This is a genomic window from Yoonia sp. SDW83-1, from assembly GCF_046762885.1.
Lineage (GTDB): Bacteria > Pseudomonadota > Alphaproteobacteria > Rhodobacterales > Rhodobacteraceae > Yoonia.
Window position 1 is genome coordinate 26,186 of record NZ_JBKQXO010000025.1, and the last position, 14,086, is coordinate 40,271.

Below are 14,086 nucleotides of genomic sequence, written 5' to 3' on the forward strand. Positions count from 1 at the left end.
TGGTCACAAGTGGTCTGCAGCGCAAAAGTTTTGAGCAGCGCCAGTTAAAAGTCAGGAGAATTGGCAACCCGAAATTGCCTAGCAGCCTGCCAACCCAGTTGATTGGCACAACTTCCCGGGGGACGTATGAACGCCACGCACAAAGAACTGGAACTGGTGTCCGTCACAAAGCGCTACGGCGAAACTGTGGCGGTCAATGCAATCAGTCACAAGTTCCAGCCGGGCGGCTATGCGTGCCTGTTGGGGCCGTCAGGCTGTGGCAAGTCATCGACCCTGCGCATGATTGCGGGCCACGAAATTGTATCAGACGGGTCGATCCTGTTGGGCGGCACAGACATTTCGCATCTTCCACCGGCCAAGCGCGGTACGGCGATGATGTTCCAGAATTACGCGCTTTTCCCGCATCTCAGTGTTGCTGAAAACGTGGCCTTTAGCTTGAAAATGCGTGGTGATGACAAGCAAGCTCGCTTGAAAAAAGCGGGTGAGATGTTGGAGTTGGTCGACCTTAGCTCGCTCAGCGATCGGTTGCCTGATCAGCTGTCTGGAGGGCAGCAACAGCGTGTCGCCTTGGCGCGTGCCTTGATCACACGTCCGCAGGTGTTGCTGCTGGACGAGCCACTGTCAGCGCTTGATCCGTTCTTGCGCATCCGCATGCGGGGAGAGCTGCGTAAACTGCAGCGCGAGTTGGGGATCAGCTTTGTGCATGTCACCCATGGGCAGGATGAAGCACTGGCGTTGGCGGATGAGATCTTCGTCATGAACAACGCGGTGATCGAACAGGCCGGTACGGCACGCGAGGTGTTCAATGCCCCCACAACAGCCTTTGTCGCGCAATTCATTGGTGGCCATAACGTCATCGCGCTGCCTGACGGGCATTTTGCGATCCGCACTGATGCCGTGGGGATTGCGCAACGAGACAGCGGCAATCTGCAGGGTAACATTCTGGCTGTGGAGTATCAGGGCGCGCATGTCTCTGTATCCGCGATGATTGCAGGCGACCAAGAGATCAGCGCACTGGTTCCGGAAGCCGACTTTTTCAACAACCCACTTAACCCAGGCGATCAGGTCGGTCTGATCTGGGACGACGCAAATCTGCACAAGCTTACGGCCTAGCGAACACCCGACAAGGAGAAAACAAATGACCAAAGTATCAAGACGCAGCATTTTGAAAGGCGGCGCAGCTTTTGCCGCTGGCACCACTCTTGGTGCCCCAATGATCTGGGCGCAAAACATCAAGGACGTGACCTTACGCCAGTTTGGTACAGGCGTGTCGAACCTCAATGACGTGGCCAATAAGGTGAAGGAAGATCTGGGCTTTACCCTGGAAATGACTGCGCTGGACAGTGACAGTGTCACGCAGCGGGCCGCAACGCAGCCCAACAGCTTTGACATCGCCGATATCGAGTACTGGATTTGCAAGAAAGTCTGGCCCACCGGCAACTTGCAGGCCATGGATACCTCGCGGATCACCAACTACGACAAGATCGTGGGCATCTTCCGCAATGGCAAGCTGACGCCTGAGAGCACTATCGCCCAAGGCACCGCCCCCCACACGGTAGGCTTTGTCGAAGGCCCCGAGGGCAACAGCTTCGTAGACAACGAGTCCGGTTGGATGACGTTGATCCCGACCATCTACAACGCCGATACGCTCGGCATCCGTCCCGACCTGATCAACCGCCCGATCAGCAATTGGTCCGAGCTCCTGAACCCGGAGTTCAAGGGCAAGGCCTCCATCCTCGACATTTCGTCCATCGGGATTATGGATATGGCGATGGTCGTCGAAAGCATGGGTGAATACACCTATCCTGACAAAGGCAATATGACCCGCGAAGAGATTGACCTGACCATGGCGATCTTTACCGAAGCCAAGCAAAACGGCCAGTTCCGCGCCTTCTGGAAATCCTTCGATGAAAGCGTGAACCTGATGGCGTCAGGTGAAGTCGTGATCCAATCCATGTGGTCGCCCGCCATTACAGCCGTGAAATCCAAGGGCGTACCATGTGTCTATCAACCCCTTGAAGAGGGGTATCGGTCATGGGGCGGCGGCATTGGTCTTTCCGCGGCCCTTACCGGGCTCGAGCGCGACGCAGCTTACGAATACATCAACTGGTATCTCGACGGCTGGGTTGGCGGTTATCTGATGCGGCAGGGCTACTACTCTGCGGTGCCAGAAACCTCCAAGAACTACATGTCCGAGAACGAATGGGGCTACTGGTTCGAGGGCAAAGCGGCCACCGACACGATTACATCCCCGACGGGCGATGCCTTGGCGCAAGCAGGCGAAGTGCGCGACGGGGGATCATTCCAAGACCGCATGGGCGCTGTCGCCTGCTGGAACGCAGTTATGGACGAAAACCAGTACATGGTCCGCAAGTGGAACGAGTTCATCGCGGCCTAAACACCAAAGAGATGGGTGTTGCGGCACCCATCTCGTCCTCACCCAGAAAGAGCCAATGTGCTGAAGAATAAAACTTTTGTTGGATGGTTGATGGCACTGCCAATTATGGCGGTGCTCATGTTCTTTTTGGTTCTGCCTATTCTGATGATCGTAGCGGTCAGCTTCTGGCAGGCGACCGAATTCTCAATCATACCGGCTTTCGATCTTGAAAATTACGAGTTTCTATTTGGTTCGAACGTCACCTATCGGGTGTTCTTCAACACGTTCAAATACGCCTTCATCACATGGAGCTTCACATTGGGTATCGGCTTTACCGTCGCTTATTTCCTGGCCTTTCATGTGCGCAGCCTGACATGGCAAATCGTCCTGTTCCTGCTTTGCACAATCCCATTCTGGACCTCGAACATCATCCGCATGATCTCTTGGATCCCGTTTTTGGGGCGCAACGGGATCGCCAATTCAACGCTGCTATCGTGGGGTGTGATTGACGAACCGCTCGACTGGCTGCTGTTCAGCGATTTCGCGGTCATCCTGGCCTTTGTGCATCTTTACACGCTGTTCATGGTTGTCCCGATCTTCAACACGATGATGCGGATCGACAAAAGCCTGATCGAGGCCGCTCGGGACGCAGGCGCCTCGGGTGCGCAAATCCTGTGGAACGTGATCATCCCACTCACCAAACCGGGCATCATGATCGGCACAATATTCGTCGTCACACTCGTGATGGGAGACTTCATAACCGTGCGCTTTATGTCCGGCTCTCAGTCCGCCAATGTGGGACGGCTCATTTCCAATGATATCGCCTTATTGGCCTATCCTTCTGCGTCCGCCACCGCAGTCGTTCTGCTTTTGACCGTACTTCTGGTAATCGGCATCATGCTGCGCTTCGTTGACATCAGAAAAGAGCTGTAAAGTGGAACCGCGTCCAAGATCCTTCTACCTCCTCAGCGCCTTTTTCGCGCTTTTCCTGCTGTTCCTGTACGGCCCGACCATCACAATAGCGATCCTGTCGTTCCAAGGCCCTGGAGGTGGGCTGACATTTCCAATGCGCGGCACATCCTTGCACTGGTTCCGCGATCTGTTCGAACAACAGGCTGTGGGCGATATCTGGGGTAGCTTTCGCCGCAGCTTCGCACTGGGGCTCATGGTGATGGTCACCACGGTCGTTCTGTCTGTGATGGGCGGACTGGCATTCCGCAAGAAATTCCGTGGCTCAAGTATTCTGTTTTACTTGATCATCACATCGTTGGTGATCCCATCCATCCTGATTTCTCTGGGTGTTGGGCTGATCTTTTCACAATCGGGCCTTGAGGTGCATTGGTCGACATCGGGTTTCGGATCGCAGCTGACTTGGACGCTACCCTTTGGCCTGCTGATCATGTTTGCCGTCTTTAACCGCTTTGACAAAAGCTATGAGGAAGCGGCCCGCGATCTTGGTGCGACCTCATGGCAGACACTGCGCCATGTGGTGCTGCCCATCATAGGTCCATCGCTGATCGGCGTGGCCCTTTTTGGCTTCACCCTCAGCTACGATGAGTTCGCGCGGACCCTTCTGACATCAGGCAGCTACAATACGCTGCCGTTGGAGATTTTCGGGATGACGACCAATGTCACCACACCCGTTCTCTATGCCTTGGGGACGCTCACAACAGTGTTTTCATTACTGATGATCGGTCTCTTTCTATGCCTCGCGCTATGGAGCACACGCCGTAAAGCCCGCGCAGGGTCAGATGCTGGTAAGGGCCTGATGTGATCGTCCTGATAAATCCCAACAGCACGGTGTCGATGACGAACGCCATGTTGCGCACTGCGCGGGAAACCGTGCCGACGGCAAAATTCGAAGGCTGGACATCCCATGATGGTCCGCCGGCAATTCAGGGCGAAGCGGATGGATTGCTGGCAGAGGGCCCGCTGTTGCGGTTGGTCTCAAAGGCATCGGACGAAGGCGCGGCGGCGATCATAATCGGGTGTTTCGACGACACCGCCCTTGATGCCGCCCGCAAAACCGCAAGCTGCCCGGTGATGGGCATTGGACAGGCCGCCTATCATTTCGCCGCCGTTGCCGGTGGAAAATTCTCCGTCGTGACAACGCTTCCGGTTTCTGTCCCCATACTGGAGGCAAACATCCGCGCTTATGGGCTTGGGGGTCTTCTCAGCAAAGTACGCGCAAGCGACGTTCCGGTGCTGGCGTTAGAACAAGAACCCAATGCAGCAACAAATCAGGTCCTGTCCGAAATACAAAAAGCAGTGCGCGATGATGACATTCAAACAGTTGTGCTGGGTTGCGGCGGCATGGTCGATATTGAAAAGCGGTCGGCCCACTTGTCCGGCATACGCTTGATTGACGGGGTGCGCGCAGCAGCCGCGTTTGCGAGCCAGCTTTAGCGATTTCCTCACGAACCTCACTGGTAGAATTATTCATAATCGTCGGTTTCTTCACATTTAGGGCGGGCATTGGTACCCCGCGCAGCATTGGTCATTTTTGGACTCAGAGCTGACCTCGGATGCGACGCGGCATCTCGTGATATGATGATCTGTCAACGTCGGGTTGTCGTTGTGGGAGGGCATGACGGGTCGGAGTATCGGTCATGGAAACACCAAACCTAACTGCCATTCTTGCGCTTCGACCCGCTTGGAATAAGGGCCGCATCGTCGGCCAGAAGCGACCATTGAAACCCAAACATGTCTGGGCAATCAGGGTGTGATATGAACTGGCCGAGAACCATCGCGACCTTGCTCTGTTCAATATGGCGATCGACAGCAAGCTGCGCGCCCGTGACCTAGTAAAGATGAAAGTCGTCGATGTCATGGCGTCCGGTCAAATCAAGGAACGGGCATCGGTCCGGCAGAGCAAGACACAAAAACCTGTGCGCTTCGAGATATGGCCAAACTGATCAAAAACGATGCCAATGAACGCGCTTTGGCCAACATCGACCACTTGGGCGGCGTGGGAAAGACACAAAGACACAATACCCGCCTCCCTGCGACTCGTTCCAGCGAAAGACTCGAAGCCGCCTTAAGCCGGGACTACGCTGGGATGCAAGAAGTTATCATCGGCGAAGCGCCGAGTTTCGACATTGTGGAAGCGCCGGTGACAAATACGCCTAAGTTTTGGCACATCCTTAGGTGCAGAGAGGGTCTCAGAGGGGCCCGAAGTCGTCAAATCTATTGCTGCGTGGTCAAGGTCCGCTCAGAGCAGCAATGCTGGCGCGTTCAGAAGCTAATGCTTATTGATTCGCAGGCCGAGCTGCCACCCTTTGTTGATCGTTTCAAACGGAACGCGAAGGCCAACAATCGACTTGCAGGACCAGCAATTTCGCCTAAAAAAGATGATCGCGCAACGGGTGCACAGCCCAAGAACATCACGAAAACGTACATGGAAGCACTTTGACTTTTGGGTGCGTTTTCAGTTTGGAAAAGTCACCTATGGCGACTTGATCGGCGATTTTGAGAGGGAGGGACGCCAAAGCATGGACGTTGTATTCAGCATTGGTAACACGCGCATCTCTGTGACGATCAAGTCGGTTGTCGTGGCCGGTTGGACGGGTCGAGGTATTGAGGCGGTTCGACATCATATCGACGAACTGGCAGCTTTGGGCATTGCCCCACCAAGTCAGGTTCCTCTTTACTACCGGGTCTCAAATGCGTTGTTGACTCAATCCGAAACCATCGAGGTGTTGGGGGACGGCACATCGGGGGAAATTGAGCCGTTGCTGATTCAGGTAGGGGGCAGGTTATATTTTGGCCTGGCGTCAGATCATACCGACCGAGATCTGGAACGACACTCGGTTGCGGCTTCCAAACAGGCCTGTGCTAAACCTGTCGCAACTCCGCTCTGGGATTTTGAGGAGATCAAAGATCACCTTGATGAGATCAACTTGAAATGCTGGATCGAGGAGAACGGCCGCGAAGTTCTTTATCAGGACGGCACTCTAGCCGGAATTCGCCCACTGACGGAACTTTGCGTTGGGGCCGATATGGCGGACGGGACGGTGATTTTGTGCGGCACATTGGCGGCCATTGGCGGCGTGCGCCCAGCCAAGAAATACCGGATGGAGGTGTCTGATCCGACGAACGGAAAGGCCATCACATTGTCTTACGACGTAAGGACGCTGCCAATCATATCTTAATCCTGCCATGTAAGCTATTCATAGACGCAGCCGTGGATCAGGTTCTCGCGCATCAGGCGTTGCTCGAGTGATCCACGCGGAACAGAGATGTCTTTCAGGTATTCAACCTTTTGGCTTTGGAAGGCTCGGACCACTTCAATGGCCTGTGGGCTTGAGATGGACGTAAATCGCACGGCCTCGCCCGCGCGGAATTGGACCAACCTATCGGTATCACAGGAGATGACAGTGGCAATCTTCGGATAGCCACCCGTCGTCTGATGATCCGCAAGGAGCACCGTAGGAACACCATCCCCCGACACTTGAACCGATCCGCGCACGATGGGTTCAGACGGGATAGAGAGGGCAGCGTCAAGGTCCAGTGGTGGACCGCTCAACCGCATACCCATCCGGTCATAGGCCCCTGTAACCTTGAATGTCTCCGAGACAAAACGCGCGAAAGAACCGTCGGCGAAATGCTGATCCTGTGGCCCTGAGACAACGCGCATGGCACCGTCGGGCATAAAGCCGGGCCGTGGCATGTCTCCCAGTCGATCATCGCAGATGGCGGCATCCAAAACCTTGATCGTCTGCCCTGCCTGCAAGACCCCACCACCAAACCCAGAGGTCGAATGCGTCGCATGACTGCCCAGCCATTCCGATGCGTCCAACCTGCCGGAAAAGGCCAGATAGGCCCAGCTTCCGGTCGTTCCGGCGCTGATCGACAACTGTTCGCCCTTGCGGATGGTCAGGACCGTCCAGGATGCGGTTTTCTGTCCACCACGCTTAACGACAAAATCCCCGCCGGTGATCGCAACGGTGACGGCGCCGGTCGTGCATTGCAGGATCAGACCGCCAAGCGAGATTTCGATTGCTGTCAAACCTGCCGCATTGCCAAGGGCCGCGTGGGCGGCGTCAAAGGCCAGACGATCCATCGGACCAGACGCTGCCACACCGTAGCGCATGTTGCCGGGCCGGCCTGCGTCCTGAAATGTGACGAGGGGGCCAGCAAATGAAACAGTGAAGCCAGCCTCACCCATGATCGCCGTCTTTACACAGACGTTCGAATGTCGCGGTGTCGATTCGCTCGAACGCGAGGCGATCTCCGACGTCGAACAGAAAGGGGTGTTCAGGGTCACCGGTGAACACAGATGTGGGAGAGCGGCCGATGATCGACCAGCCTGTCGGCATGGTAAGGGTCGTGACCAGGCATTGCGCCCCCGCGATGATGACGCTGCCGGCGGGCACATCGCGCACCGGCTTTGATTTGCGCGGCACCTGTATCTGCTCTCGCACCCCAGACAGATAAGCATAGCCGGGCGCGAACCCGTACATCAGAACGTGAAAGTTGCTGGCGAGATGGGCGTTGATCACCGCCTCGGTCGTCAGGCCGGTTGCCGACGCGACAGCGTCCAAATCGGGCGCAAAGGGAGCCTCATAACAGACTTGCACGCTGCGTTGAACGCCTGCCACCTTGGCAACTTCCAACCTATCGAGGCAGTCACGGACGTGTCCTTCTACGGTGACATGGTCCGTTTGTGTTGGATCGAAAGAAACCAGAAGGTTTACCAAGGCAGGCACTGTCTCGATCACGCCGGGCGGCGTGCCAGCACAGATTGCCTTGTCCAGTGCGACGACATAGGCGTGTGCGGTCTCAGAAATCTCCTGCGCGAAATTGACCAGCAAGGCGTGGTCGGCGATGGCTGTAAACGCGACGTCCATTGGCATCTCAGGCCTCTATGAACCCGGTGATCTGGATACCGTGCGCCGTCAGCTGCTGGCGTATCTCGCGCGCCATGTCGACCGCCCCAGGGGAGTCCCCGTGCACACAAATCGATTGCGCGGCCAGCTTGATCGGTGGCCCGTCGATCACAGGCATCAGGCCGGTTTCAAGAAAGGACAAAAGTCGCGCCACCGCTTCAGCAGCATCGTGGATCATCGCGCCGTCCTGACCACGTGGGACAAGTTGACCGGATAATATATAGCCGCAGTCGGCGAAAATCTCGGAATAGACCGGAGCATTCGCCGCGCGGGCCGCCTGTTTTGTATGCGTGCCAGAAATCGCAAGGATCGCTAGTTCGGGATCGATCATCAGCGCTGCTTTGACGATGGCCGCCGCGACCTCTGCGTCACGGGCGGCAAGGTTGCCAAGCGCCCCGTGCGGCTTGACGTAGGTGATGGGCACACCGACCTGCGCGGCAATACCCTTGAGCGCACCAATCTGGGCGGCACACAGGCGTCCGATCTCTGCGGGCGACATGGGTATGACGCGCCGCCCAAAGCCTTCGCGATCGTTATATCCGGGATGCGCTCCCACGTTGACGCCATTCTCTTTTGCCAGACTAAGCGTATGAAACATCGTTTCGAGATCACTCGCATGGCCGCCACAGGCGACGTTGGCAGAGCTGACGATGGACAACATCCCGGCATCGTCCCCCATGGACCAAGGTCCGAATCCTCCACCAAGATCAGAGTTCAGATCGATGCGCATTTGATTTGACACCTACTGCAGTGCGTTTGGCAGAAAGAGCGCGATGCTGGGGAAGGCGATTAGCAGGAACGCCATGGCCAACATTGTCAGACAATAGGGTAGCGCGCCTAGCATGACTTCGTTCAAGGTCCCTGACTTGCGCGCCCCTTGCACGACATAAAGGTTCAACCCGACAGGCGGGGTGATCAAAGCCATTTCAATCAACACGATCATCAAGATGCCAAACCAGATCACGTCGTAGCCCTGCACCAGAACCATCGGCACGATGATCGGGGTCGTGACCACCATCAGCGACAGGGTTTCGATGAAGAACCCCAGCACGATATAAAGCACCACGACCACGAGGATAAAGCCCAAGGGTGACAGGCCCAGACCTTCCATGAAGGTTGTCAATTCGCGCCCCAGCCCCGCTGAGGCCAGTGTGAAGTTTAGAAACGATGCCCCGATCACGATCAGCATGATCATTGATGTGATTTTGACCGTACCCGTCAGGCTTTGGGTCAACATGTCCCAAGTCACGCCACCAAAGGCAAGGGCGATGACGAAGGCACCAGCGACACCAACCGCTGCGGCCTCTGTCGGTGTGGCCCAGCCACGGTAGATCGACCCGACGATCAGACCGAACAAGATCAGGATCGGGATTAAATCGATCAGGGCCCGCAACATCTGTGCGAAGGGAAATGTCCGGCGTACTCCCCCTAGTTCGGGGCGAATGACACAGATGACGGCTGTGACCACCATGAAGGCAATCGCCAAGGCGATGCCGGGAACCAAACCCGCCAAAAATAGCTGTGGGATCGAGGATTGGGTCAGGAAGCCATAAACGATCAGATTGATCGAGGGGGGGATCATGATGCCCAGGGTCCCGCCTGCTGCAATCGCACCCGAGAACAGTTTGGGATCATAGCCCAGCTTTTCCGCCTGTGGCATGGCGACGGTGGCAACCGTCGCCGCTGTCGCCACTGATGATCCGGAAGTTGCGGAAAACATTGTGGCCGTTGCGATATTGGCATGAACCAACCCGCCGGGCAGCCATGACACCCAACGGTCAAGGGCTGCATAGGTGCGTGTGGCCACGCCGCTGCGCACCAGAATTTCTCCCAGCAGGACAAAAAACGGGATTGCGATCAGCGTTGCCGAATTCGATGACGACCAGACCATATTCCCAAGCCCGCGGGTCAGCGGAAAACTGGAAAAGAACGCATCAATCCCAAAGCCCAGAAGGAACAGAACGATGCCGACGGGGATGGACAGGGCCAGCAGTCCAAGAAGCCCGATTGAGACATAACCGATCACTGCAGTGTCTCCTGCTCGGCGAAGGCGCCAACAATGGCTTCGGTCTCTTCATGGCGCCGCTTCAACAGAAGGCTGAGCGCCGCAAGCGTTGTGAGGGTCGACATCAAGGCGAACCAGACCCAGCCCGCAAACCACGGCAATTGCACCCATGCCAGTGGTGTTTCAAGCGGTGTATTGGCGCGCGACCCGTTGGTCAGGGAACGTTCGAGTACCGGCCATGCCTTGATTGCGATTGTAATGACGACCCCCGACATCACGATCATGGAAAAGACATCGAACAGCGCCCGCCAAAAGCTTTGAAATTTGGATCTCAGCAGATCAATTCGGACGTGACCCAGTTCCAGTAAGGTGTATGACATGCCCCAAGAGGTGGCGAGCGCCATGGCATAGCCTGCAATCTCTTCCGTGCCGCCAAGGGACGTACCGACCTGGCGCATGATGATATCGGTCAGCACAAAGGCTGCACAGGACAGAAGGCCAAAACCAACGACCAGCGCCACCCCTCTGTTGATTGCCCTCAGGCTATCTATCATCTTGCGTTCCATGGTCGGTACGTTCCCCGAACTAGCTTCTTAGTTGATTGTGACGCCGACAACTTTGCCGACGCTTTCGTTCCAGCGAGCAGACCAGTCACCACCTGCGCGCTCTGCCCATTCAGGAAGCACTTCGGTGGTCAGGATGTCACGGGCACGGTCGAAATCTGCGTCACTGACCTCGACCAGCGTCATTGAACGTGCGTCGCCCGATGGGCAGTCGCCGTTGCCGGTCAGACAGGCGATGTCATTGACGAGCGCGTCCTGAGCACTTGCCCAAGCGGGGTCTTCAAAGCCGCTCTTGATCTCGCTGGTAATCAGCGCCTGCGTCTCCGCATTCAACCCATTCCATTTGTCCAGATTGATCGCGGTGACAACGGAATCCCAGCCGCCAAGCGGAATGGGCAGCAAATGTGTGGACACTTCCCACCAGCCCGCGCTGTAGCCCGAACCGGCTCCGGTCACGGCACAATCGACGACACCGTTTTGCAATGCGCCCGGCACTTCAGCGAAAGAGACATTGACCCCTTCTGCGCCCAAGGCCTCAAGCAGTTTTGCCGTCATGCGGCCAGAGGCTCGGACTTTGAGACCTTCAAGGTCGGCAAGGTTCGTGATCTCGTGGTTACAAAAGACGACTTGGGGCGGATAGGGTGCGATGGCCAAAACGTGGGAATTGAAGCGGTCGCGATAGATGTCTGCAACCATCGGGCGCGCTGCGTCGACCATTGCGCGGGCTTCGTCCGCCGACAGCGCCACCAGCGGCACATCCAATCCTTCAAGCTCGGGCGCGTCTGCGACCGCGTAATCCGCCACGGTCATCGCCACATCGTACACACCCTGTCCCAGCAGGGGATAGATGTCGCCCAGCCCGAGGCTCATCTGGTTGTGGGTGGTCAATTCAACGGTGACGTCGCCACCCGAGGCCTCTGGCAGGGTCTTGCTCCAGAAAGGGGCTTCATATTGGTTGTGCAGCGGCAAGCTGGACCAGCTGCCCACGACGGACAGATTTTCCGCGATGGCCGGAGCGGCAAGCGCGGTGCTTGCGGCGAGGATGGCAAGTGTGCGTTTCATGGTTTTGGTCTCCTTGTTGGTCGTTTCAGGTCTTTGTAAGAATTGTTGTTTCGGCGTCTTCCGCCACATCACTGATCAGCATGTGGCCGGGTGAATGGGTGATGCAAATCGGTAGCCCCGCATCCAGCAGAACGTTCTGAGGCGTTACGCCACAGGCCCAATAGACAGGCACTTCACCGGATTTGATCTCGACCGGATCGCCCCAGTCCGGGTGCGCAAGGTCCAAGATGCCGATGTCGGCAGGATCCCCTGCGGCAATCGGCGCGCCGTGCGCCTGGGGAAAGCGGCGGCTAATCTCGCGGGCCCGTTCGACCTGTGCTGAGGGGATCGGGCGCATGGTCACGACCATCTTACCCCCAAATCGCCCTGCAGGCACAAGATCGATGTTGGTCCGGAACATGGGCACGTTCAGCCCCGATTCCACATGGCGGACCGGAATGCCGTTGTGCAAGAGCGCATTCTCGAATGTGAAAGAACAGCCAAGTGCCACCGTCACAAGATCGTCGGTCCAGACATCAATGATATCAGTGACCTCTTCGCTAAGGCTGCCATTGCGAAAGATCCGATATTTGGGAACATCTGTCCGGATGTCGATGTCACGCCCCAGCGTAGGCAAGGTCGGATCGCCGCTGTCGCCGACACCGACAATAGGACAGGGCTTGGGATTGCGCTGGCAAAAGCGCAGGAAATCCAGCGCGCATTCTTCAGGTAGGATCGCCAGATTGCACTGCAGCTTTCCGGCTGCCAGGCCTGCAGTGTGACCAGCATAAGATGCACTCCGAATGGCCGCTCTGACCGCCGCCGCAGACATGCCGACCAGATCGGAATGATGAATTGCTGTTGGCGTCACCTGGCCCCCCAAACTTCGGAAAAGCTTTGCACGGGGGTCGGCCTTCAATCAAATTATCAATTTATATCACTGGTGATAGATTTCTTAAATTCACATCGGATGCGTTCGGGTCCATACCTCAGCCACCTCGCGGGCGATATCCGCACTGTTCTCAACAAGAAAACTACGCGGTTCGGACAAGTAAGATGCCGTGAACGACAGAGGTTGCGGTCGAAAGCCCGGATCAAACTCTACGATTTGACCGGCCTCTAGGAAATCGTTGGCCAAAGCGCGGGGATAGGGGCCAACCGCGATTCCCGCAGCGATCATCTTAAGACTCGCCGACAACGATGCAGAAGAATAGACACGCAGCTTCGGCCCGATCCTGCGCGACAATTCTGACATCAGATCTCGGTAGGGTCGGGTTTTGCTGGAATAGGAAATGACCGGTATCTTGCTTAGATCCGTTTGCTGATTTTCCGTTGATCGATACCAATGCAGATCGAAAGACGGCAGAACGACGTTCTCGACCGTGAATTCCGAAACGGGGCCCATCAAGAGCGCCAGATCAAGCTTTCGTTCAAGCAGTTCCGCGCGCAAGTTCAGCGAGATATCTACCGTAAGATCAACATTCACGCGCGGATATTGCGCACTGAATGCCATAAGAAAGTCAGGCAACCACGCTTGCGCGATCGTCTCGGAGGCACCAATACGAAACAAACCCTCCGCTTCAGACGGATTTGCGACGCGCTGCTTGATCTCTTCTTCTACGAACAACATCTGCTCCGCATAAGACAACAGAAGCGTGCCGTGTTTGGTCAGGACAAGTTCTCCAGGCCCACGCTCAAACAAGGGTACGCGCAACTCTTGCTCCAAGTTGGCGATACGGGTCGAAACGGCCGGTTGCGAAAGATTGAGTCGGTCAGCCGCTTTGCGAAATCCCCCAAGCCGCGCCACCAACAGGAAGGTCTTGATTTGATCAAATGTCATGATCCATCCATAATCTGGATCGGTGATGGCGCAAATCCATAAACACAATTGCCGCGCCAGAAACATCAAAGTCTGAATTCGAAGACCCATCTCTGATGACCTGCCAGACGTTGCTTCGGATGTTCAGACGAAAGCGGACACCGAATGGGGCGTAACCAATGGCCGATTTGTCCCGCATTCTTTAGATTCGAACCCCTCCAGACCTTGCGTTCGCAACGAATGTCCGGAATGACGGGCCACAACGCAACATGATCACGGTAGGGCGAACGGCGGTAATGGACTTATTCTGTTGAAAAACTCATCCTTGATCGAAGCATAAGTCGCTGATTCAATTGCTCTTGCAGGGAGGGATTGGCGATGATGGGACCGAGG

Annotated in this window: 15 protein-coding genes and 1 pseudogene; 8 read left to right on the forward strand and 8 right to left on the reverse strand. The window is 56.3% G+C overall.

Annotated elements, in window-relative coordinates; translation table 11 throughout:
- Positions 1–126 precede the first annotated feature (126 nt).
- The 8 genes and pseudogenes from ACFWW4_RS20745 to ACFWW4_RS20780 all read left to right on the forward strand — a co-directional run bounded on the left by ACFWW4_RS20745 (position 127) and on the right by ACFWW4_RS20780 (position 6,528).
- Positions 127–1,113: an ABC transporter ATP-binding protein gene (locus ACFWW4_RS20745; protein WP_411892586.1), complete on the forward strand. Its 987-nt coding sequence runs from the start codon at positions 127–129 to the stop codon at positions 1,111–1,113.
- A gap of 25 nt (positions 1,114–1,138) precedes the next feature.
- Positions 1,139–2,398, forward strand: a complete 1,260-nt coding sequence (locus ACFWW4_RS20750) for an ABC transporter substrate-binding protein (protein ID WP_411892587.1) — start codon at positions 1,139–1,141, stop codon at positions 2,396–2,398.
- Positions 2,399–2,488: 90 nt separating this feature from the next.
- Complete coding sequence (locus ACFWW4_RS20755; protein ID WP_411892588.1) at positions 2,489–3,310, forward strand: ABC transporter permease; 822 nt, start codon at positions 2,489–2,491, stop codon at positions 3,308–3,310.
- Position 3,311: 1 nt separating this feature from the next.
- Complete coding sequence (locus ACFWW4_RS20760; RefSeq protein WP_411892589.1) at positions 3,312–4,151, forward strand: ABC transporter permease; 840 nt, start codon at positions 3,312–3,314, stop codon at positions 4,149–4,151.
- A complete protein-coding gene (locus tag ACFWW4_RS20765; protein WP_411892590.1) occupies positions 4,148–4,783 on the forward strand; it encodes an aspartate/glutamate racemase family protein in 636 nt (211 codons plus the stop codon). Before ACFWW4_RS20760 ends, ACFWW4_RS20765 begins: the two co-directional genes overlap by 4 nt.
- Before the next feature lie 203 nt (positions 4,784–4,986).
- Positions 4,987–5,280, forward strand: a pseudogene (locus tag ACFWW4_RS20770) (integrase); the annotation flags it as partial.
- Positions 5,280–5,789, forward strand: coding sequence for a hypothetical protein (locus ACFWW4_RS20775; protein ID WP_411892591.1), 510 nt, complete (start codon positions 5,280–5,282; stop codon positions 5,787–5,789). The pseudogene ACFWW4_RS20770 and the gene ACFWW4_RS20775, both read left to right, overlap by 1 nt.
- A gap of 79 nt (positions 5,790–5,868) precedes the next feature.
- Positions 5,869–6,528: a DUF2848 domain-containing protein gene (locus ACFWW4_RS20780; protein ID WP_411892599.1), complete on the forward strand. Its 660-nt coding sequence runs from the start codon at positions 5,869–5,871 to the stop codon at positions 6,526–6,528.
- Positions 6,529–6,542: 14 nt separating this feature from the next.
- Here the strand turns inward: ACFWW4_RS20780 and ACFWW4_RS20785 are convergent, their stop codons facing one another.
- The 8 genes from ACFWW4_RS20785 to ACFWW4_RS20820 all read right to left on the reverse strand — a co-directional run bounded on the left by ACFWW4_RS20785 (position 6,543) and on the right by ACFWW4_RS20820 (position 13,714).
- Positions 6,543–7,544 carry a biotin-dependent carboxyltransferase family protein gene (locus tag ACFWW4_RS20785; protein WP_411892592.1) on the reverse strand — a complete coding sequence of 334 codons (1,002 nt, stop codon included), beginning with the start codon at positions 7,542–7,544 and terminating at the stop codon, positions 6,543–6,545.
- A complete protein-coding gene (locus ACFWW4_RS20790; protein ID WP_411892593.1) occupies positions 7,537–8,232 on the reverse strand; it encodes a 5-oxoprolinase subunit B family protein in 696 nt (231 codons plus the stop codon). Before ACFWW4_RS20790 ends, ACFWW4_RS20785 begins: the two co-directional genes overlap by 8 nt.
- 1 nt (position 8,233) lies before the next feature.
- Positions 8,234–8,995 carry a LamB/YcsF family protein gene (locus ACFWW4_RS20795; protein ID WP_411892594.1) on the reverse strand — a complete coding sequence of 254 codons (762 nt, stop codon included), beginning with the start codon at positions 8,993–8,995 and terminating at the stop codon, positions 8,234–8,236.
- Positions 8,996–9,007: 12 nt separating this feature from the next.
- Positions 9,008–10,291 carry a TRAP transporter large permease gene (locus ACFWW4_RS20800; RefSeq protein ID WP_411892595.1) on the reverse strand — a complete coding sequence of 428 codons (1,284 nt, stop codon included), beginning with the start codon at positions 10,289–10,291 and terminating at the stop codon, positions 9,008–9,010.
- Positions 10,288–10,836 (reverse strand): TRAP transporter small permease subunit, encoded by a 549-nt coding sequence (locus tag ACFWW4_RS20805; protein ID WP_393929644.1) that lies wholly within the window; start codon positions 10,834–10,836, stop codon positions 10,288–10,290. Before ACFWW4_RS20805 ends, ACFWW4_RS20800 begins: the two co-directional genes overlap by 4 nt.
- Positions 10,837–10,863: 27 nt before the next feature.
- Positions 10,864–11,895: a TRAP transporter substrate-binding protein gene (locus ACFWW4_RS20810; RefSeq protein WP_411892596.1), complete on the reverse strand. Its 1,032-nt coding sequence runs from the start codon at positions 11,893–11,895 to the stop codon at positions 10,864–10,866.
- A 25-nt stretch (positions 11,896–11,920) separates the two neighbouring features.
- Entirely contained in the window at positions 11,921–12,706 is a 786-nt protein-coding gene (locus tag ACFWW4_RS20815) for a putative hydro-lyase (RefSeq protein WP_411892600.1), read from the reverse strand.
- A gap of 129 nt (positions 12,707–12,835) precedes the next feature.
- Positions 12,836–13,714, reverse strand: a complete 879-nt coding sequence (locus tag ACFWW4_RS20820) for a LysR family transcriptional regulator (RefSeq protein ID WP_411892601.1) — start codon at positions 13,712–13,714, stop codon at positions 12,836–12,838.
- Between the last annotated feature and the right edge of the window lie 372 nt (positions 13,715–14,086).

Bases quoted from the DNA above. Each gene is read 5' to 3' on its own strand.
- ACFWW4_RS20745 (WP_411892586.1), top strand. From the start codon at position 127: ATGAACGCCACGCACAAAGAACTGGAACTGGTGTCCGTCACAAAGCGC.
- ACFWW4_RS20750 (WP_411892587.1), top strand. From the start codon at position 1,139: ATGACCAAAGTATCAAGACGCAGCATTTTGAAAGGCGGCGCAGCTTTT.
- ACFWW4_RS20755 (WP_411892588.1), top strand. From the start codon at position 2,489: ATGGCACTGCCAATTATGGCGGTGCTCATGTTCTTTTTGGTTCTGCCT.
- ACFWW4_RS20775 (WP_411892591.1), top strand. From the start codon at position 5,280: ATGGCCAAACTGATCAAAAACGATGCCAATGAACGCGCTTTGGCCAAC.
- ACFWW4_RS20780 (WP_411892599.1), top strand. From the start codon at position 5,869: ATGGACGTTGTATTCAGCATTGGTAACACGCGCATCTCTGTGACGATC.
- ACFWW4_RS20785 (WP_411892592.1), bottom strand. From the start codon at position 7,544: ATGGGTGAGGCTGGCTTCACTGTTTCATTTGCTGGCCCCCTCGTCACA.
- ACFWW4_RS20790 (WP_411892593.1), bottom strand. From the start codon at position 8,232: ATGCCAATGGACGTCGCGTTTACAGCCATCGCCGACCACGCCTTGCTG.
- ACFWW4_RS20795 (WP_411892594.1), bottom strand. From the start codon at position 8,995: ATGCGCATCGATCTGAACTCTGATCTTGGTGGAGGATTCGGACCTTGG.
- ACFWW4_RS20805 (WP_393929644.1), bottom strand. From the start codon at position 10,836: ATGGAACGCAAGATGATAGATAGCCTGAGGGCAATCAACAGAGGGGTG.
- ACFWW4_RS20810 (WP_411892596.1), bottom strand. From the start codon at position 11,895: ATGAAACGCACACTTGCCATCCTCGCCGCAAGCACCGCGCTTGCCGCT.
- ACFWW4_RS20815 (WP_411892600.1), bottom strand. From the start codon at position 12,706: ATGTCTGCGGCGGCGGTCAGAGCGGCCATTCGGAGTGCATCTTATGCT.
- ACFWW4_RS20820 (WP_411892601.1), bottom strand. From the start codon at position 13,714: ATGACATTTGATCAAATCAAGACCTTCCTGTTGGTGGCGCGGCTTGGG.